At 74.2% G+C, this 17,945-nt stretch carries 13 protein-coding genes and 1 pseudogene; 8 read left to right on the forward strand and 6 right to left on the reverse strand.

From position 1 onward, the window contains the following. Positions 1 to 66: 66 nt before the first annotated feature. Complete coding sequence (locus ADK41_RS35170) at positions 67 to 828, reverse strand: TIGR03089 family protein (protein WP_030821602.1); 762 nt, start codon at positions 826 to 828, stop codon at positions 67 to 69. A gap of 129 nt (positions 829 to 957) precedes the next feature. On the opposite strand from ADK41_RS35170, the gene ADK41_RS35175 reads away from it, so the two are divergent. Continuing rightward, positions 958 to 2,439 (forward strand): peptidoglycan recognition protein family protein, encoded by a 1,482-nt coding sequence (locus tag ADK41_RS35175; protein ID WP_030821601.1) that lies wholly within the window; start codon positions 958 to 960, stop codon positions 2,437 to 2,439. A gap of 96 nt (positions 2,440 to 2,535) precedes the next feature. Then, positions 2,536 to 3,618 carry a sugar phosphate nucleotidyltransferase gene (locus tag ADK41_RS35180; RefSeq protein WP_030821599.1) on the forward strand — a complete coding sequence of 361 codons (1,083 nt, stop codon included), beginning with the start codon at positions 2,536 to 2,538 and terminating at the stop codon, positions 3,616 to 3,618. A gap of 363 nt (positions 3,619 to 3,981) precedes the next feature. On the opposite strand, the gene ADK41_RS35185 is transcribed toward ADK41_RS35180, so the two are convergent. The 4 genes from ADK41_RS35185 to ADK41_RS35200 form a co-directional block, all read right to left on the reverse strand. Continuing rightward, the gene (locus tag ADK41_RS35185) at positions 3,982 to 4,983 is read right to left on the reverse strand and encodes a DNA-3-methyladenine glycosylase family protein (protein ID WP_030821597.1); all 1,002 of its coding nucleotides are present in this window, start codon (positions 4,981 to 4,983) and stop codon (positions 3,982 to 3,984) included. A gap of 67 nt (positions 4,984 to 5,050) precedes the next feature. Further along, entirely contained in the window at positions 5,051 to 6,352 is a 1,302-nt protein-coding gene (locus tag ADK41_RS35190; protein WP_030821596.1) for a coenzyme F420-0:L-glutamate ligase, read from the reverse strand. Beyond that, positions 6,349 to 7,332, reverse strand: coding sequence for a 2-phospho-L-lactate transferase (cofD, locus tag ADK41_RS35195; RefSeq protein WP_030821595.1), 984 nt, complete (start codon positions 7,330 to 7,332; stop codon positions 6,349 to 6,351). Before cofD ends, ADK41_RS35190 begins: the two co-directional genes overlap by 4 nt. Before the next feature lie 33 nt (positions 7,333 to 7,365). Continuing rightward, positions 7,366 to 7,872, reverse strand: coding sequence for a cysteine dioxygenase (locus ADK41_RS35200; RefSeq protein ID WP_030821594.1), 507 nt, complete (start codon positions 7,870 to 7,872; stop codon positions 7,366 to 7,368). Between the two features lie 719 nt (positions 7,873 to 8,591). Between ADK41_RS35200 and ADK41_RS35205 the strand changes: the two genes are divergently transcribed. From ADK41_RS35205 to ADK41_RS35215, 3 genes are all read left to right on the forward strand, one after another. Beyond that, a complete protein-coding gene (locus ADK41_RS35205) occupies positions 8,592 to 8,855 on the forward strand; it encodes a WhiB family transcriptional regulator (RefSeq protein ID WP_003975777.1) in 264 nt (87 codons plus the stop codon). A gap of 204 nt (positions 8,856 to 9,059) precedes the next feature. After that, entirely contained in the window at positions 9,060 to 12,746 is a 3,687-nt protein-coding gene (locus ADK41_RS35210) for a glycosyltransferase family 2 protein (protein ID WP_078661837.1), read from the forward strand. After that, on the forward strand, positions 12,743 to 14,260 hold the full coding sequence (locus ADK41_RS35215) for a DUF5719 family protein (protein ID WP_030821592.1): 1,518 nt from the start codon (positions 12,743 to 12,745) through the stop codon (positions 14,258 to 14,260). Before ADK41_RS35210 ends, ADK41_RS35215 begins: the two co-directional genes overlap by 4 nt. Before the next feature lie 376 nt (positions 14,261 to 14,636). Here the strand turns inward: ADK41_RS35215 and ADK41_RS35220 are convergent, their stop codons facing one another. Beyond that, a complete protein-coding gene (locus ADK41_RS35220; RefSeq protein ID WP_078661836.1) occupies positions 14,637 to 15,092 on the reverse strand; it encodes a metallopeptidase family protein in 456 nt (151 codons plus the stop codon). Positions 15,093 to 15,375: 283 nt separating this feature from the next. Here ADK41_RS35220 and ADK41_RS35225 point away from each other — a divergent pair, with 283 nt between their 5' ends. The 3 genes and pseudogenes from ADK41_RS35225 to ADK41_RS35235 all read left to right on the forward strand — a co-directional run bounded on the left by ADK41_RS35225 (position 15,376) and on the right by ADK41_RS35235 (position 17,862). Continuing rightward, complete coding sequence (locus ADK41_RS35225; RefSeq protein WP_030821590.1) at positions 15,376 to 15,798, forward strand: DUF3499 domain-containing protein; 423 nt, start codon at positions 15,376 to 15,378, stop codon at positions 15,796 to 15,798. A 130-nt stretch (positions 15,799 to 15,928) separates the two neighbouring features. After that, a pseudogene (locus ADK41_RS35230) lies at positions 15,929 to 16,394 on the forward strand (L-lactate permease); the annotation flags it as partial. A gap of 103 nt (positions 16,395 to 16,497) precedes the next feature. After that, positions 16,498 to 17,862, forward strand: a complete 1,365-nt coding sequence (locus ADK41_RS35235; RefSeq protein ID WP_030821587.1) for a phosphomannomutase/phosphoglucomutase — start codon at positions 16,498 to 16,500, stop codon at positions 17,860 to 17,862. The last annotated feature ends 83 nt before the right edge of the window (positions 17,863 to 17,945 follow it).

The raw sequence follows: 17,945 nt of genomic DNA on the forward strand, positions 1-17,945 counted from the left end.
GGGCGGGGGAACGCTTTCCCGGGGCGTGGGGCGGCGCCTTTCACGGCCCGGTGGCCGGCGGTGCCGTCACCGGGCGATGACCGTCACCCGTTCGCTCTCCACCCGCTTGTCCAGGGCGTCGCCCCCGAGGCGGTCCAGGTTCCGGCACAGCACCACGGAGCCGCCGGTCGCCAGCGGTCCGTACAGGCCCGTGTTCAGGCCCTCCCACGTGTCGTACGGCCGCCCCGACAGGATCCGCGAGCCCGGTCCGGTCAGGCCGAGCTCCGGCGCCTCGGCCCGGGCCCGCTCGACCACCTCCGCCCCGGTGAACTCCCGGCCCGCCACGATCAGCGCCGGCTCCTCGGGGTCGACCGGCGCGTACGGCACGAAGCGGTCGCCCTGCCCCGGCACCTCGACGGCGTAGTCGGCGAAGCCCTCCGGCGGCTGCGGGAAGCGCCCGCCGAGCGGCCTGAGCGCCAGCGCGATCCTGGGCCCCGAGCAGGCCCGCGCGGCCTCCAGGGACTCCGGCTCCGGACCGCTGACGGCCACGTCGGCCGCCGCCGGGTCCCCGGCCACGTCCGCGATCGCGCCCACCGACGCGCACGCCAGCAGCCAGACCGCCGTCTGCCAGTGCGCGGGCAGCAGCAGGGCCACCCGGTCACCGGGTTCGACGGACAGTTCGTCCTGGAGGAGGTTGGCGGTCTTGGCCACCCAATTGGCGAAGGTGGCCACGGACAATTCGACGCGTTCGCCCGTGGCGTCGTCGTAGAAGGTCACCAGGGGGCGTCCCGGGTCCGCGGTGAGCGCGGAACCCAGCAGGTCGGCAGGGGTGCGGTCGGTGGCGTTCACCCGCGCAAGCGTACGCGGACCCGTCCGCGCGCACCGCCCGCCGGGGGCACCGGTTCGGGGGAACGGGTTCCGACAGGCCGTCAACTTCCCGATGGACAGATTTGTCTGACTATGTCCAAGCTCAGGGGCATGCGTGGAATTCTTGCTTCCTCAATCGGTGTCACCTGCGCCGCCGCCCTCGCCCTCCCGCTCGCCCCGCCCGCCACCGCGGCGGACGCGGAACCGGCGCCGACGGCAGAAGCGGCCACGCGCGCAGCGGTGACGGCCCGGCCCGACGTACCCGGCAGCACCCGGTCGCTGCCCCTGAGACCCCTCGCCCGTGACCGTGCCTCCGGCGCCGCCGTCCTCGGTCTGGCCCCGCGGGCCGTACGGCCCTTCTCCCTGCTCGGCGTCGTCTGGGACGACCCCGCCACCGAACTCCACGGCCGCGTCCGGGTCCGCACCCGGGCGACAGGCACCGGCGCCTGGTCCGGCTGGCGGGACGTCGAGACGCACTACGCCGACCACGGGGCCGACCCGGGCGGCGCGGAGGGCGCCGCGGACGGGGTCCGCGGCGCCACGGCGCCGCTGTGGGTGGGGGAGTCGGACGGGGTGGAGATCCGGGTTCTGCCGGAGCCCGGTGAGGACGTGGGCGAGGGCGAGGAGGAGGGGTCCGGGGGCGGTGCGTTCGGGCTCGACGAGTCGGGAGACGGCGAGTCCGGGCTCGGCGAGTCCGGACTCGGTGAGCCGGGAGTCGTCGAGCCGGAGGCCGACGAGCCCGAGGACGGCGACCACGCGGGGGTGCCCTCCGGGCTGCGGCTCGAACTCGTCGACCCCGGGGAGGAAACCCCGGACGGCCCGCGCACCGGCGCCATGAGCGCCGAGGCGACCGCCGCCTCCGCGGCCAACTCCGCACTCGCGCCGCTCGGCGCCCTGGAGCTCCCCGCGCTGAACGACGAACGGACCCGGCGGGAGTACCTCGCCCTGCGCGGGGCCGAACTGACCGGGCGGCAGCGGGCCGAGCCGTACATCGGGCCGCGCCCCGCCATCGTCACCCGGCGCGGCTGGGGGGCCGACGAGAGCCTGCGGGAGAAGCGGTTCGTGTACACCGGCAAGGTCAAGGCGGCCTTCGTGCACCACACCGCCTCCGGCAACACCTACACGTGCGCGCAGGCCCCTTCGCTCGTCCGCGGGTTCTACCGCTACCACGTGCGGAGCCTGGGCTGGCGGGACATCGGCTACAACTTCCTCGTCGACAAGTGCGGCAGGATCTACGAGGGCCGGGCCGGGGGAGTGGCGAAGCCGGTCAAGGGGGCCCACACCCTCGGGTTCAACACCAACACCACGGGCATCGCGGTGATCGGCTCCTACGGCTCCAAGAAGCCGTCCTCCTCCGCCGTGAAGGCCGTCGCCCGGCTCACCGCGTGGAAACTCGGGCTGCACGGGATGAATCCGCGCGCCAAGACATATCTGAAGTCCGCCGGTGGCAATCTCTACCGCAAAGGCAAGAAGGTGCGACTGAACGTGATCTCCGGTCACCGGGACGGGTTCAACACCTCGTGCCCAGGGGGGAAGCTGTACAAGAAGCTCGGCACCGCGCGCTCCACGGCGGCTCGTTACCAGGGCCGCTGATACGGGCCGGGCGCTCCTTCCTGCTGGAGACGGTCTGCATACACTGGCCGGCCGAAAGACAGTTCGGCCGGTCCCGGCAGGAAGCAGAGACGACAGGTGACAGAAGCGATCCTCCTGGTCGGCGGCAAGGGCACGCGGCTGCGACCGCTCACGGTGCACACGCCCAAGCCCATGGTCCCGGCGGCCGGGGTGCCCTTCCTCACGCACCAGCTGGCGAGAGCGAGGGCGGCGGGCGTCGAGCACATCGTCCTGGCCACGTCCTACCTGGCGGAGGTCTTCGAGCCGTACTTCGGCGACGGGGCGGCCCTCGGGCTGCACATCGAGTACGTGACGGAGGAGGAGCCGCTCGGTACGGGCGGCGCCATCCGGAACGTCGCGTCCCGGCTGCACTCGGGGCCGGACGAGCCGGTGCTGATCTTCAACGGGGACATCCTGACGGGGCTGGACATCCGGGCGCTGGTGCGCACCCACGAGACGACCGGCGCGGACGTCTCGCTGCACCTGACGAAGGTGACGGATCCGCGGGCCTACGGGCTGGTGCCGACGGACGACACGGGGAGGGTGCTCGCCTTCCTGGAGAAGCCGCAGACGCCGGAGGAGATCGTCACCGACCAGATCAACGCGGGGGCGTACGTCTTCCGCCGGTCGGTGATCGACACGATCCCGGCGGGGCGGGTGGTGTCGGTGGAGCGGGAGACGTTCCCGGGGCTGCTGACGGCGGGGGCGCATCTGCAGGGGATGGTCGACTCCACGTACTGGCTGGACCTGGGGACCCCGGCGGCCTTCGTGCGGGGCTCGGCGGACCTGGTGCTGGGCCGTGCGCCGTCGCCGGCGGTGCCCGGGCGCTGCGGGGACCGGCTGGTGCTCCCCACGGCGACCGTGGCGCCGGACGCGAAGCTGGCGGGCGGGACGGTGGTGGGCGAGGGCGCGTTCGTGGCGGAGGGCGCGCGCGTCTTCGGCAGCACGATCCTGCCGGGGGCGGTGATCGAACCGGGCGCGGTCATCACCGACTCGCTGATCGGTACGCGGGCACGGGTGGGCGAACACACGGTCCTCACCGGCACGGTCATAGGCGACGGAGCGGTCGTCGGCCCCCGCAACGAACTCCGCGAGGGCGCCCGCGTCTGGTGCGACGCGACCATCCCGGCGGGCGCCCTCCGCTTCTCCTCGGACCAGTGACCGTCCGGTCCGGTGAGGGCTTGGGCAGCGCCTGATGCCGGTGGGTGGGCCGGGGCCGCGTCGGGGGTGTCCGTCCTCGGACCGGCGCGGATCACGCCTGCCGGAGGGGGCGCGGGGCGCGGACACGCCGGCCGCTGCGGGCGGCCACCCCCGCCCCGACCCCTCCACGCCGTACGCGACCACCCGCCGCGTCAGCCGCGTCAGTCGCGGGCAGTGGTGCCTCCCCCAGTGCCTTAAGGGCCTGGGAGGTACCCCCAGGGCGGCACGGGTGGGCGCGACGGCGCCTCGCGAGCGCCGGGCTGCGCGAGTACCCCCCGGTCCGCGCCGACGCCGTGCACCCGCGAACCCCGGCCCGGCCGAACCTCAGAGCCGCCCAATGTCCCCGTACGGCATCCGCGGCGCCCGCCGCCCCGGCACCCTCCCGCTCAGCAGGATCAACCGCGCGGCCCGGTGCCGCTGCCCCGCGTACGGCTCCAACAGCGACAACATCACCGCGTCATCCGCGTACCGGTCCCCCGCCAGCGCCCACCCCACGATCCCCGGCAGATGCAGATCCCCCACGGTCACCGCGTCCACCGCCCCGTGACTCCGCTGCACCGTCTCCGCCGACGTCCACGGCCCGATCCCCGGCACCAGCTCCAACCGCGCCTGCGCCTCGGCAGGAGGCATCCCCACCGCCTCCTCCAGCCGCGCAGCGACCCGCACCGCCCGCAGAACCGTCGACGCCCGCTTGTCGTCGACCCCGGCCCGATGCCACTCCCAGGAGGGAATCAGCGCCCACGTCCGGGGTGCCGGCATCACCGACATCCGTTCCGGCGCGGGCCCGGGCGCCGGCTCCCCGTACTTCCGTACCAGCAGCCGCCAGGCCCGGTACGCCTCACCCGTCGTGACCTTCTGCTCCAGAATCGACGGGATCAGCGACTCCAGCACCAGCCCGGTCCGCGTCAGCCGCAGTCCCGGACGCCGGTGCCGGGTCAGCGCCAGCAGCCTGTGCCGGGGCACGAAGGCGGACGGATCGTCGGCGGCGCCGAGCATCTCCGGCAGCTTGTCCAGGAGCCAGTCGGCGCCCGGCCCCCACGCCTCGCCCCGGATCCCGTCCGGACGCCCCGTCACCCGCAGCGTCCCCGGCCCCGCCGGAGTCAGGCTGGCCCGCCACACGGAACCGTCCGGCAGCGCCCGGAACGTCGGGTCCCCCGGCCCCCGTCGCAGCGGCCCGAGAACCAGTCCGAGGTCCAGGGGTCCCTCCGGCGCCCACGTCCGTACGCGGGCGGGGACAGGTGCCCGGCGGGGGGTTCCCACGGGCACGGCGACCTGGCCGCCGCGCACGTCCGTACGTGCCGGGCGGGGTGCGAAACGTCCTGCCACGAGAGATCCCAGGGGTGGAAGTGGAGCGGGGCCCCTGTGAGGGGGCCCTATGAGGGTAGGCGCACGCTCACCGCACCTCGATGAAACCGCCCGCGTCCCGCTCCGGCCGCGGGCGCGGGTCCTGTGCCGGGTGGCCGATCGCCACCGCGCCCATCGGGTCCCAGTCCGCGGGCAGGTCCAGGACCTCGCGGACCACCTCGCGGCAGAACATCGTCGACGACACCCACGCCGAGCCCAGCCGCTCCCCGGCCAGGGCGACCAGGAAGTTCTGCACGCCGGCGCCCGTGGCGACCACGAACATCTCCCGCTCCGCGCCGTCCCGCCGCGCGTCCCCGTAGGTGTGCGAGCCGTCCATGACGAGGCAGGGGACGGCCAGGTACGGCGCGTTGCGCAGGACGTCGCCGCGGCGGACGCGCCGGGCGATCGACTCCTCGGTCCTGCCGTCGCGGCGCAGGTCGGCGATCCAGGCCTCGCGCATGGCGTCCAGGAGACGGGTGCGGGAACCGGGCGACTCCAGCAGCACGAACCGCCACGGCGTGGTGTGGTGCGGGGCCGGCGCCGTGACCGCCGCGGCCACCGCGCGGCGTACGGCTCCGGGGTCGACCGGTTCGTCCGTGAAGGCCCGCACCGTACGGCGCTGGGCCACCGCCTGGCGCACCGCCTCGGACGTGCCGAGGCGGAACATGTCGTCGCGCGCGCCGCGGACCATCGCCCGCGCGCCCTCGCCGTCGTCGGCCGCCACCACGTGCGGCAGTCCGCGGACCACGGCCACCGGGAGGCCGGACGCCTTGCCCTTGACCAGGTCGCCCGCCGCGGCGAGCTCGTCGGCCGTGGCGACGACCGTGGCGCCGAGCGGATTGCCGTGCGCGTCGGTGCCGCCGCGCAGGTCGTCCAGCACCCGGACGCCCGCCGCGCCGATCGCGACATCGGTCAGCCCCGCACGCCAGGGCCGGCCGAAGGTGTCGGTGACGAGCACGCCGACCTCGACGCCGAGGGCCTCGCGCAGGCCCTGGCGGATCGTGCGCGCGGAGGCGTCCGGATCCTCGGGCAGCAGCAGGACCGTACCGGCGGGGGTGTTGGAGGCGTCGACCCCGGCCGCGGCCATGACCAGGCCCTGCCGGTTCTCCACGATGCGCAGCGCGCCGCGCCGGGCCACCACGCGCACCGTCTCCGCGTCGATCGCGGCCTCCCGGTCCGTCGCCTCGACGATCCGGCCCTCCGCCTTGGAGACGATCTTCGAGGTGACGAGGAGGACGTCGCCGTCGGACAGGTCCGGTGCGGCGGCCGCGATCAGCTTGGCCAGGTCGTCGCCCTCGCGGATCTCGGGCAGGCCCGCCACGGGCCAGACCCGGTAGCCCGTGCCGCTCATACCGCCCGGACCTCCTCCGCCAGCGCCAGCGCCTCCCGCGCCATCCGCGCGGCCGCGTCGACGTCGGTCATCATCAGCGGTACGGCCCGGCAGCGGATCCCGGCCGCCTCGACGCGCTCCACGCAGCCCGCGTCGACCGTGTCGACCAGCCAGCCGTCCAGCAGGCCCGAGCCGTAGTGCTCGGCCACCGCCGGGGCCGTGGACTCCACGCCGACGGCCGCCAGCACCTTGTCGGCCATGCCGCGCACGGGCGCGTCCCCGACGATCGGCGACAGGCCGATCACCGGCACGCCCGCGTTCGCGATCGCCTCCCGGATGCCGGGGACGGCGAGGATGGTGCCGACGGAGACCACGGGGTTGGACGGCGGGAAGAGGATCACGTCGGCCTCGGCGATCGCCTCCAGGACGCCCGGCGCCGGCTTCGCCTGCTCCGCGCCGACCGGCACGACCGCCTCGGCCGGCACCGAGGCCCGCAGCCGCACCCAGTACTCCTGGAAGTGGACCGCCTTGCGCTCGCCGGACCCCGCGGCGGAGCCGCTGTCGGGCAACGTGACCGCCACATGGGTCTCCACGCGGTCGTCGGTCATCGGGATGAGGCGCACGCCGGGCTCCCAGCGGTCGCAGAGCGCCTCCGTCACCGCGCTGAGCGGAAAGCCGGCGCCGAGCATCTGCGTCCGCACGATGTGCGTGGCGAAGTCCCGGTCGCCGAGCCCGAACCACTCCGGGCCGACGCCGTACGCCGCGAGCTCCTCCTTGAGGTGGAAGGTCTCGTCGGTCCGCCCCCAGCCCTGCTCCTCGTTGATGCCGCCGCCGAGCGTGTACATCACCGTGTCGAGGTCCGGGCAGACCTTCAGCCCGAAGAGGTGGATGTCGTCCCCGGTGTTGCCGATGACCGTGATGTCCGCGTCCGGCACGGCCCGCTTCAGACCGCGCAGGAAACGGGCACCGCCGATGCCGCCTGCCAGAACCACAATGCGCATGGGGCCATCCTCGCAGGCCGCCACGGCATCGCGTCAGGCAGTCACCGGGCCGGGCGCCGTGCGGCTCTCGCAGTGGGGGGAGGCGTGCATCGGCATCTCGGTCAGGCCCGGGTGGTAGATGTGCAGGCTGACCGCGGGTTCCAGCGCGTCGTTGACGACCTCGTGCACGTAACCCGGCGCGAACACGCGCTGCGCACCGGCCGTCAACGTGCGCGTACCGCGCTCCGTGCGCTCGGTCAGGCTGCCGTCCAGGACGGTGAGCACGCCGGAGGAGCGGCCGTGGCCGTGCGGTCCGCTGCCCTGGCCGGGCACCCAGGACAGCAGCCACACCTCGTAGCCGGGGCCGGTGCGCAGCCGGTGGTACCAGCGGCTGGTGGCGTCGTACCGGACGAGGTGCTCCCACCGGGAGCGGTCGGCGGCGAGGGAACGGGCCAGGCCGGCGAACTCGGCGACGGTGGCCGGGTGCTCGCGCGGGGGCTGGAGCAGGTGCGGGACTTCGAGGATGTCGCCGGCGATCTGGAGGTCGCTGTCGCTGTTCATGGATGCGGAGGTTCCTTGGCGGAGGAGCGGTGGGGGTGAGGGTGTCGCGTCGCGTGCGCCCGGATCGCGGACGGCGGCGAGGAGCGCCCTGGTGGGGAGCGAAGGAAACAGCGGCCGGGGCTGTGGTCCGGCGGGGGCTGGAGCTACGGGAGAGGGCTCAACAGCCGGAACGGCGACAGCTACAGCGAGCGCGGGCAGCACCGAGGAACCCGACGGAGCGGGTCGAGGTGAGTGCCGAATTCGCGAGCATGCCCACTAGGACAGCGGTTCACTCCTCCACTGTCAACTCGGCACCCGGTATGTGGGACATGGTTCACCTCATCCGGTCCATCTCGAAGGCGAAAGGTTTGCTCAGTCGTTTCCCGGGACACATGGTGCCCACGACCGGGCGCCCCGCGCGTCGTTGCGATCCCGTGATCCGACTGTGATCCGGTTCGCTTCGGTGCGGGTGTCGCAACGAGATCGGCCCTCCGGGCGTCCTCCCCGAGGGGACCCCGCGTGGAGTGGGAGGTCCATGCGGGTCCCGTATGCGTGTCAAGGTTTAGGACGATTTGAACACTTTCGGCTTGGCCTTGGTTCCGCAGAGTGAATAAGGGGCCCAATAGCAGATCTCGGCTTGACTCGCCCGGAGCAGCACACTTGTAATTTCACTCGTGTCGTTCAGCCGGGATCGGTAACGGCTGGATCACGGGGACGCGAAGGACGGACGAGGGGCGCACATGACCGAGCTGGTGCAGCAACTGCTGGTCGACGACGCGGACGAGGAGCTCGGCTGGCAGGAGCGCGCGCTGTGCGCCCAGACCGACCCCGAGTCCTTCTTCCCCGAGAAGGGCGGCTCGACCCGGGAGGCGAAGAAGGTCTGCCTCGCCTGCGAGGTCCGCTCCGAGTGCCTCGAGTACGCCCTCGCCAACGACGAGCGCTTCGGCATCTGGGGCGGCCTGTCCGAGCGGGAGCGCCGCCGGCTGAAGAAGGCCGCCGTCTGACGGGCCGGCACATCACCGCCGTGCGCGCGGCGCGCATGCCAAGTCGTACATACGTCACTTAAGGCCCGTCGCGGGTGGGTTGTCCACAGGCGGCGGGCCGCTCCGGTGCCCAGCCGATAGTGTGGTCGCTCGTCCGAGACGCCTCGTCGCCCCCATCGGGCACAGGCGTTCCCCCCAGACCACCGAACCGGGGCCCGTACCTCGATGTCCGTGCACAGCCACACGGCAGCCCGGCAAGACCTCGCTGCCCTCCCTGAGTTCCCGCGTCACGTGGTGACGGCGGTCCTCGTCTCCCACGACGGCGCCCGCTGGCTGCCCGACGCGCTCGCCGGGCTGCTCGGCCAGGAGCGCCCCGTCCAGTTCGCCATGGGCGCCGACACCGGCAGCGCGGACGACTCCGCCCGACTGGTCGCCGAGGCCCTCGGCGACGAGCGCGTGCTGCACCTCGCCCGGCGCACCGGCTTCGGCCAGGCGGTCGAGGAGTGCAACCGCAGCGCCCCGCACCTCACGCCGGACGACCTGCCGTACCTGAAGCGGCCGAGCGGCTGGGACCCGGTCACCCGCAGCTGGCGCGACGACGCCTACGACCTGCCGGATCTCCCGCACGGGGAGCCGGTCCAGTGGCTGTGGCTGCTGCACGACGACTGCGCGCCCGAACCCGACGCGCTGGCCCAGATGCTGCGCGTCGTGGAGAACGAGTACGAACTCGGCCGTGACGACGTGGCCGTCGTCGGCCCCAAGCTCCGCGGCTGGTACGACCGCAGGCAGCTCCTCGAGGTCGGCGTCTCCATCGCCAACTCCGGCCGCCGCTGGACCGGCCTGGACCGCCGCGAGCAGGACCAGGGCCAGCACGACCACGTACGGCCCGTGCTGTCGGTGTCCACCGCCGGCATGCTGATCCGCCGTGACGTCTTCGACCGGCTCGGCGGATTCGACCGGCACCTGCCCCTCATGCGCGACGACGTCGACCTGTGCTGGCGCGCCCACTCCGCGGGACACCGGGTTCTGGTCGCCCCCGAGGCGGTCGTCCGGCACGCCGAGGCCGCCTCCCGGGAGCGCCGCACCGTCGACTGCGTGGGCCGCACCTCCGCCTCCCCGCACAAGGTGGACAAGGCGGGCGCCGTCTACACCCTGCTCGTCAACGCCCGCACGGCCGCCCTGCCCTGGGTGCTGCTGCGCGTCGTCCTGGGCACCCTGCTCCGCACCCTCGCCTACCTCGTCGGCAAGGTCCCCGGACAGGCCGTCGACGAGATCCGCGGTCTCGTGGGCACCCTGCTCCGGCCCGAACGGATCCTCGCCGGACGGCGCCACCGCGGCAGCCCGCAGACCGACAAGGGCGAGATGCGGCCGCTGTTCCCGCCGCCCGGCGCGACCGTCCGCGTCACCGTGGAACAGGTCGCGGGCAGCCTCGTCGGCCGCTCCGACCCCGAGGCCGCCTCCGGCGCCGGACGTCACGGCGGCGTCATCGAGTCCGGACCCGGCGGCGACGACGCCGACTTCCTGGAGGTCGAGCAGTTCGCCCGCCTCAAGCGCGTCGCCCGCAAGCCCGGCCCGGTGCTCTTCCTGGTGCTGCTGCTGGTCTCCCTCGCGGCCTGCCGCGGACTCCTCGGCGGCGGCGCGCTCTCGGGCGGCGCCCTGCTCCCCGCGCCCGCCGGCGCCGGTGAGCTGTGGGCCCGTTACACCGACGCCTGGCACACCGTGGGCACCGGCGGCACCGGATCCGCACCGCCCTACCTGGCGATCGTCGCGGTCCTCGCCTCCCTCCTGCTCGGTTCCACCGGCCTCGCCGTCACGATCCTCCTGGTCTGCTCGGTACCGCTGGCCGGTCTCACCGCGTACTTCGCCTCCCGCCCGCTCGTCGAGTCCCGGCTGCTGCGCGCGTGGGCGGCCGTCGCCTACGCCTTCCTGCCCGCCGCGACCGGCGCCCTGGCCGGCGGCCGCATCGGCACCGCCGTACTCGCCGTGCTGCTGCCGCTGGCCGCCCGCGCGGGCGTCGCCGCGAGCGGCCTCACGAACCCCGAGGGCACCCGCGGCAGCTGGCGCGCCACCTGGGCGTACACCCTGCTGCTGACGATCACCACGGCGTTCACCCCGATCGTGTGGCCCGTCGCGCTGGTCCTCGGCGTCGGCGTCCTGGCCCTGCGCAGAACCGAGATCCCGACCTACGGCCTGCGCTTCCTGGCCCAGCTGGGCGCCCCCCTGCTGGTCCTCGCCCCGTGGTCGCTCTCCCTCCTCCCGTTCGGCTTCTTCCGGGAGGCGGGCCTGGAGTACGGCCCCTCCGCCGCCTCCGCGCTCGACCTGCTCGGCGCGAGCCCGGGCGGCCCCGGCACCGTCGGCGGCCTGCTGCTCCTCGGCCTGGTGCTCGCCGCGCTCGCGGCCCTGCTCCGCTCCGAACGCCGGACGGCGGTCCTCACCGCGTGGACGGCCGCCCTGGTGGGCCTCGTCTTCGCGGTCCTGTCCAACAACTCCGCATGGGCGGGCCCCGCCACCCTCGTCTACGGCATCGCCGTCCTGGCCGCCGCCGTGCTCGGCGCCGACGGGGCACGCGCGCGCGTCGCCGAGCAGAGCTTCGGCTGGCGTCAGCCGGTCGCCGCGCTGATCGCCCTCGCCTGCGCGATCGGCCCGCTGGTCGCCGTCGCCGGCTGGATGATCCGCGGCGCCGACGGACCGGTCGAGCGGCGCCACCCCGTCCAGGTGCCGGCGTTCGTCGCCGAGGAGAGCGGCACCCGCGACCAGGCCCGCACCCTCGTCCTCGACAGCGACTCCACCGCCCGGGTCGGCTACGTCCTGGTCCGCGGCTCCGGCGTCCGCATGGGCGACGCGGAGATCGCCGCGGTGAACGGCGAGAACACCGCGCTCGACAAGGCCGTCGCCAACCTCGTCGCCGGCTCCGGCGCCGACCAGGCCGACCAGCTCGGCGGCTTCGCCGTCCGCTACGTCCTCGTCCACCCGGGCACACCGCGCCAGGTCGCCCGCGTCCTGGACGCCACGCCCGGCCTGTCCCGGCTCAGCCAGAAGGCGGGCGGCGCGCTGTGGCGGGTGGACCGGCAGGTCGCGCGCGCGAGCATCGTCCCCGCCGGCGACGACGCGCCCGTGCCCGTCGCCGCCGGACCGGTCGACATCCACACCAAGATCCCGAGCGGCGCGGAGGGCCGCGTCCTGCGCCTCGCCGACACCGCCGCCGAGGGCTGGACCGCCACCCTCGACGGCGAGCCGCTGACCCGCACCACGGTTGACGGCTGGGCCCAGGGCTTCGAACTGCCCGCCTCCGGCGGCACGCTGGACGTCACCTACGACGAACCGATCACCCACACCGCCTGGCTGTGGGCCCAGGGCCTGCTCGCCGTCGTGCTCGTCGTCATGGCCCTGCCCGGCCGCCGCCGCGACATCGACGACGACCTGCCCGAGGAGCCGGCCGTCCCCGCCGAGGCCATGGCCGGCGAGGGCCGCCGCGCCCGCCGCCTGCGCGCCCAGGCCGAGGCGGAGGTGGAGGCGGAGGCCGCCGCCGGGGAACCGGGCGTCGGGGAACCGGGCGCCGAGGCCACGGACGCGGACTTCCCCGCCCCGCCCGAGCAGCCTCCCGCCTCCGTCCCGCACCAGCCCGACCACGGCGACTGGGACGCGGCGGCGCAGTACCCGAACGCCTACCCGGACGAGCAGTACCGGCAGTACCCGGTGGACGCCTACGGCCGGCCCTACCAGGCGGAGGCCTACCCCCAGGGCGGCGGCGAGTACGACCCGTACGCCTACGGCGACCGGCAGACGCCGTACGACCAGACCTACACACAGGGCTACGACCAGAACTACGACCAGAACTACGCGCAGGGCTACGACACGTCGTACGACCCCCACGGCACGGGCAGCGAGCGTCCCGACGGGAGCCAGCAGTGAACCGCACCACCCTGTCCCTGATCGCGGGCGTGACCGCGCTCGCCGCCGTCACCGGCTTCGCCGCGGTGTCCTCACCGGGCGCCGAGGCCAAGGACGGGGCGGCGAAGGCGGCGGCCCGCCTCCCCGTGGAACGCACGAGCCTGGTGTGCCCCCCGCCCAGCACCTCCGACCTGGCCGAGACGACGTACACGTCCTTCACGCCGGTCACGAAGGGCACCGAGAACGAGGGCAAGGCCGAGCTCCGGGCGGCCACGGAGCAGAAGCCGGACGAGTCGAAGTCCGAGGACGACCGGGACGCCGAGGACGACAAGTCCGAGGAGTCCGAGAAGCCCGTGCTGGAGCCCGGGGACCCCGGCAAGCCGGTCACCGGGGAGGCGACCGGCGACGAGTCCTCCGCCCTCCTCGGCACCGCCGAGGGCCGCTTCGCGCCGGGCTGGACCGTGCAGGAGACGTCGACGGTCACCGCGGGCACGGGCCGGGGCATGCACGGCGTCGCCTGCACGGCCCCGGACACGGAGTTCTGGTTCCCCGGCACGAGCACCGACGGCGACCGCACCGACTACGTCCACCTGACCAACCCCGACGACGCGGCGGCGGTCGTGGACATCGAGCTCTACGGCAAGGACGGCGCCCTCGAGACGACGGTGGGGGAGGGCATCACGGTCCAGCCGCACTCCGCCGAGCCGGTCCTGCTCTCGACGCTCACCGACGAGAAGCAGACCGATGTGACCGTGCACGTGGTGGTCCGCAGCGGCCGGATCGGCGCCGCCGTACAGGCCCTGGACGCCGAGCTGGGCGGCGACTGGCTGCCCGCGTCGACCGACCCGGCCGGCCGCCTGGTTCTGCCCGGCATCCCGAAGGACGCCACCGCCGTACGCCTGGTCGCCTTCACCTCCGGCGGCGCCGACGTCGACCTGAAGGTGCGCCTGGCCTCCCCCTCCGGCCTGATCACCCCGGCCGGCCACGACACCCTCCACGTGAAGGGCGGCATGACGGCGGCCGTCGACCTGGGCGACGTCACGCGCGGCGAGGCGGGCTCCCTGGTCCTGACGGCGGCGGACGACTCCGTCCCGGTCGTGGCGGCGGTACGGGTGCTGCGCGGCAAGGGCGACGACCAGGAGTCGGCCTTCATCCCGGCCGCACGACCGGTCGGCACGCGTGCCACGGCCGTGGAGAACACGGCCAAGGGCACGACGCTCTCGGTGACGGCCCCCGAGGGCACGGCGGAGATCAAGGTCACGGCCTCGGCGGGCACCGAGGGCGGTACGGAGGCCTCGAAGACGTACACGATCAAGTCGGGCACCACGCAGGACATCGAGGCGCCGGTGCCCGCCGGGGTGAAGGGCACCTACGCCCTCACGGTGGAACCCCGGTCGGACACGCCGGTCTACGCGTCCCGGACGCTGACGACGACGGAGAACGGCGTCCCGTTCTTCACGGTCCAGCCCCTCCCGGACGACCGGGGAACGGTAGCGGTACCGGAGTCGAACGAGGACCTGTCGATCGTGCAGTGACCGTTCCCGGTCGGTGAGCGGCGGTGGGTCCTGGACCCACCGCCGCTCGCTGCGGACATCCCGAACGGTGTGGGGGCCCTGGTCGCCCGCGTTCGCTCCGCGTCCGGCGGCACGGATCGTGTCCGTGGTCCGGGAAGACGGAGGGCGGGGCCCCTCACGCCCGGGAGCATCCGGTCCGGCCTGGAGGGCCCGGGCACGGGCGGACGCCGGGGGCACCCCCTTCGGGGGAGAGGCGCCCCGCAGGCGCCGGGCCGTGCGCACACCCCCTCCGGCCCACAGCAACGCGGGACGCCCCCGCAAGCACCAGGGTGCGCGGACCCGCCCCCCGGGTCGGCACCATGCGACGCACCCGCGGGCGCGGGCCGCACCGACCCCGTCAATCCTCCCCGTACCGGGGATCCACCGTCTCCGGCGTCAGCCCCAACAGCTCCGCCACCTGCTCGACCACGACCTCGTGCACGAGGGCCGCCCGCTCGTCCCGCCCCTTGGTGCGGATCTCCACCGGCCGCCGGTAGATCACCACCCGCGCCGGCCGCCCCTCACGAGCGGCCACGGTCCCGCCCAGCGGCACCGCCTCATCGCTCCAGGCCCGCCCGTCCAGCCGCGGCACGTCCAGCACCAGGAAATCGATGTCGGCCAGCTGCGGCCACCGCCGCTCCAGCCGCTCCACGGAGTCCTGCACGAGATCCGCGAACGTCTCCGCACGGCTCGCGGCGAGCGGCACCTGCGGAGGCGCGATCGGGCCGCGCATGCCCCGGCCGTGGCGGTCACGGCGTCGGGGTCCGGGGCCTGGGCCGGGTCCGGCGGCACGGGGCGTCACAGAGCTGTCCATCACCGTGAAGCGTAGCCGTCACGCCGTCGCCCCGCCCGGCCCCCGTACGCCTTCCGGCCGACCCGCACGGCATGTCACAACATGACCATTCCAGCCAAGGTTGGGCTCGATTCCGTATCTCTCCGAGACCGATGACCTCAAGCCAATTGACGGTGTTTGTACCGACTGATGACCGGAATCAGTGCCGACCGGCCCCTCGAACCCTCACGTCGCCCCAGGTCAGCAAGGTGTGCCCAAAGGGGCATGTGGGGTGTTTCCCACCACGACACGGTGGAGTGACCTGGTGGAGAGTCGTCGCGGCCCGCTCAAGAGTGCGGTACCGTCCAACATCGTGAGCCCTGTACGTCGCTGTTCGCGCACCGCCTGCGGCCGTCCCGCCGTCGCGACGCTGACGTACGTCTACGCCGACTCGACCGCGGTCCTCGGCCCGCTCGCCACCTACGCCGAACCCCACTGCTACGACCTGTGCGCGGAGCACTCCGAGCGCCTCACCGCGCCGCGCGGCTGGGAGGTCGTCCGCCTGCTCGACGGTTCGGCCCCGGCCCAGCCCAGCGGGGACGACCTGGAAGCGCTTGCGAACGCGGTGCGCGAGGCCGCCCGCCCCCAGGAGCGCGCGGCGGGAGGAGCCGGCGGTCCCCGCGCGGCCGATCCCATGGAGGTCGCGCGCCGCGGCCACCTGCGCGTACTCCGTTCCCCGGACAACTGACCGGGGCGCGCCTCCCTCCCCGCGCCTCGAGCGCCCCATGAACCCCCGTACCCCCATGGACGCCTGCCTGTCGCGGACACGAGCATTTCCTGGAGCGCGGTGAGAAACCGCTTTCGCGTGGCGGAATCCGGGAGGCGCCCTCGTCCTGTTCGCCGCAGTGCTCACGGCGGCGGTGAACGGGGTGTACGCGCCGTGTGGCGGTCGGGGAGCGGCCGGCGACGGTCCACGGACCCCGGTTCGCCCTCCTCACGGTGGTGTCCGTCCTGGCCCTCGCCTACGTCATGAACCTGGCGGGCCGGGCGGCGACGAACGGCCACTTCGTGGCCGCGGCCGGGACCGGCCTCGCCTTCCCGTCCCCGGTCCTCGGCCGGTTCGGGGTCGTCGTCTCCGGCTCGGACACCTCCTCCGACGCCCTCTTCGGCGCCCTCCAGGCGACCGCCGCCCAGCAGCCCGGACTGTCGTCCGACCCGCTCGCCGCCGCCGACGGCTCCGGCGGCGTCCTCGGCAGGACGATCCCGCCGCAGAACCCCACCATCGCCTGCGCGGCCGTCGAACCGGCGGGCCGCGAGGGCGGCCTGCCACGCAAGGTGCTGCCCCGAGCCCGCCTGACGCCCGAGGACCCGTTCGGTGGCCCCGGCAGGAGCGTCACCTCCTACGGGTAGTTTGTGGTGACCGACAGGACTTCCGGAAGGGCTGGCCGTGGCTGCTGATCTGTCGCAGATCGTGAAGGCGTACGACGTGCGCGGAGTCGTCCCCGACCAGTGGGACGAGTTCCTCGCCGAGCTCTTCGGCGCCGCCTTCGTCCGGGTGACCGGCGCGACCGCCGTCGTCACCGGGCACGACATGCGGCCGTCGTCCCCCGGCCTGTCGGGCGCCTTCGCGCGCGGGGCGGCGGCCCGGGGCGCCGACGTCACCGAGATCGGCCTGTGCTCCACGGACCAGCTCTACTACGCCTCGGGCGCCCTGGACCTCCCCGGCGCGATGTTCACGGCCTCGCACAACCCGGCGCGCTACAACGGCATCAAGCTGTGCCGCGCGGGCGCCGCCCCCGTCGGCCAGGACACCGGGCTGGCAGAGATCCGGCAGCTCGTCGAGCAGTGGAGCGGGACGGGCGCCCCGGAGCCGGCCGGCGCCCGGGGAACGATCACCCGGCGCGACACCCTGGACGACTACGCGGCACACCTGCGCTCGCTCGTCGACCTGACCTCCGTCCGCCCCCTGAAGGTCGTCGTCGACGCGGGCAACGGCATGGGCGGGCACACGGTCCCGACGGTCTTCGCCGGCCTGCCGCTCACCCTCGTCCCGATGTACTTCGAACTCGACGGCACCTTCCCCAACCACGAGGCCAACCCCCTCGACCCGGCCAACCTCGTCGACCTGCGGAAGCGGGTCCGCGAGGAGGGCGCCGACCTCGGCCTCGCCTTCGACGGCGACGCCGACCGCTGCTTCGTCGTCGACGAGCGGGGCGAGCCGGTCTCCCCGTCCGCGATCACCGCCCTGGTCGCCTCCCGCGAGCTGGCGCGCAACGGCGGCAAGGGCACGGTCATCCACAACCTGATCACGTCCTGGTCGGTCCCCGAGGTCGTACGGGAGAACGGCGGCACCCCCGAGCGCACCCGCGTGGGCCACTCCTTCATCAAGGCCGAGATGGCCAGGACCGGCGCGATCTTCGGCGGCGAGCACTCCGCGCACTACTACTTCCGCGACTTCTGGAACGCCGACACGGGCATGCTGGCCGCCCTGCACGTCCTCGCCGCCCTCGGCGGCCAGCAGGGCACGCTGTCGGCCCTGGTCGCCCAGTACGACCGGTACGCGGGCTCCGGCGAGATCAACTCCACGGTCGACGACCAGGCCGCCCGCATCGCCGCGATCCGGGCCGCGTACGAGGGCCGCGACGGCATCACCCTCGACGACCTGGACGGCCTCACCGTCACCTCTCCCGACTGGTGGTTCAACGTCCGCCCCTCCAACACGGAACCCCTCCTCCGCCTGAACGCGGAGGCCCGGGACGAGGCGACGATGACCAGAATCCGCGACGAGGCCCTGAAGATCATCCGGTCATAGCCGCGTCAGCCGCGGGCAGTCGTGCCTCCCCCGCTCGAGCGAGGCCGAGAGTGGGGGAGGAGCCGAGAGCGGGGGAGGGCGGG

The sequence above is a fragment of the Streptomyces caelestis genome (assembly GCF_001279005.1).
Taxonomy (GTDB): Bacteria; Actinomycetota; Actinomycetes; order Streptomycetales; family Streptomycetaceae; genus Streptomyces; species Streptomyces heliomycini.

What these genes read in the sequence shown, in the direction of transcription:
- ADK41_RS35190 (WP_030821596.1), bottom strand. Translation starts at nt 6,352, where the DNA reads ATGAGCGGCACGGGCTACCGGGTCTGGCCCGTGGCGGGCCTGCCCGAG.
- ADK41_RS35220 (WP_078661836.1), bottom strand. Translation starts at nt 15,092, where the DNA reads ATGGACAGCTCTGTGACGCCCCGTGCCGCCGGACCCGGCCCAGGCCCC.
- cofD (WP_030821595.1), bottom strand. Translation starts at nt 7,332, where the DNA reads ATGCGCATTGTGGTTCTGGCAGGCGGCATCGGCGGTGCCCGTTTCCTG.
- ADK41_RS35205 (WP_003975777.1), top strand. Translation starts at nt 8,592, where the DNA reads ATGACCGAGCTGGTGCAGCAACTGCTGGTCGACGACGCGGACGAGGAG.
- ADK41_RS35210 (WP_078661837.1), top strand. Translation starts at nt 9,060, where the DNA reads ATGTCCGTGCACAGCCACACGGCAGCCCGGCAAGACCTCGCTGCCCTC.
- ADK41_RS35175 (WP_030821601.1), top strand. Translation starts at nt 958, where the DNA reads ATGCGTGGAATTCTTGCTTCCTCAATCGGTGTCACCTGCGCCGCCGCC.
- ADK41_RS35200 (WP_030821594.1), bottom strand. Translation starts at nt 7,872, where the DNA reads ATGAACAGCGACAGCGACCTCCAGATCGCCGGCGACATCCTCGAAGTC.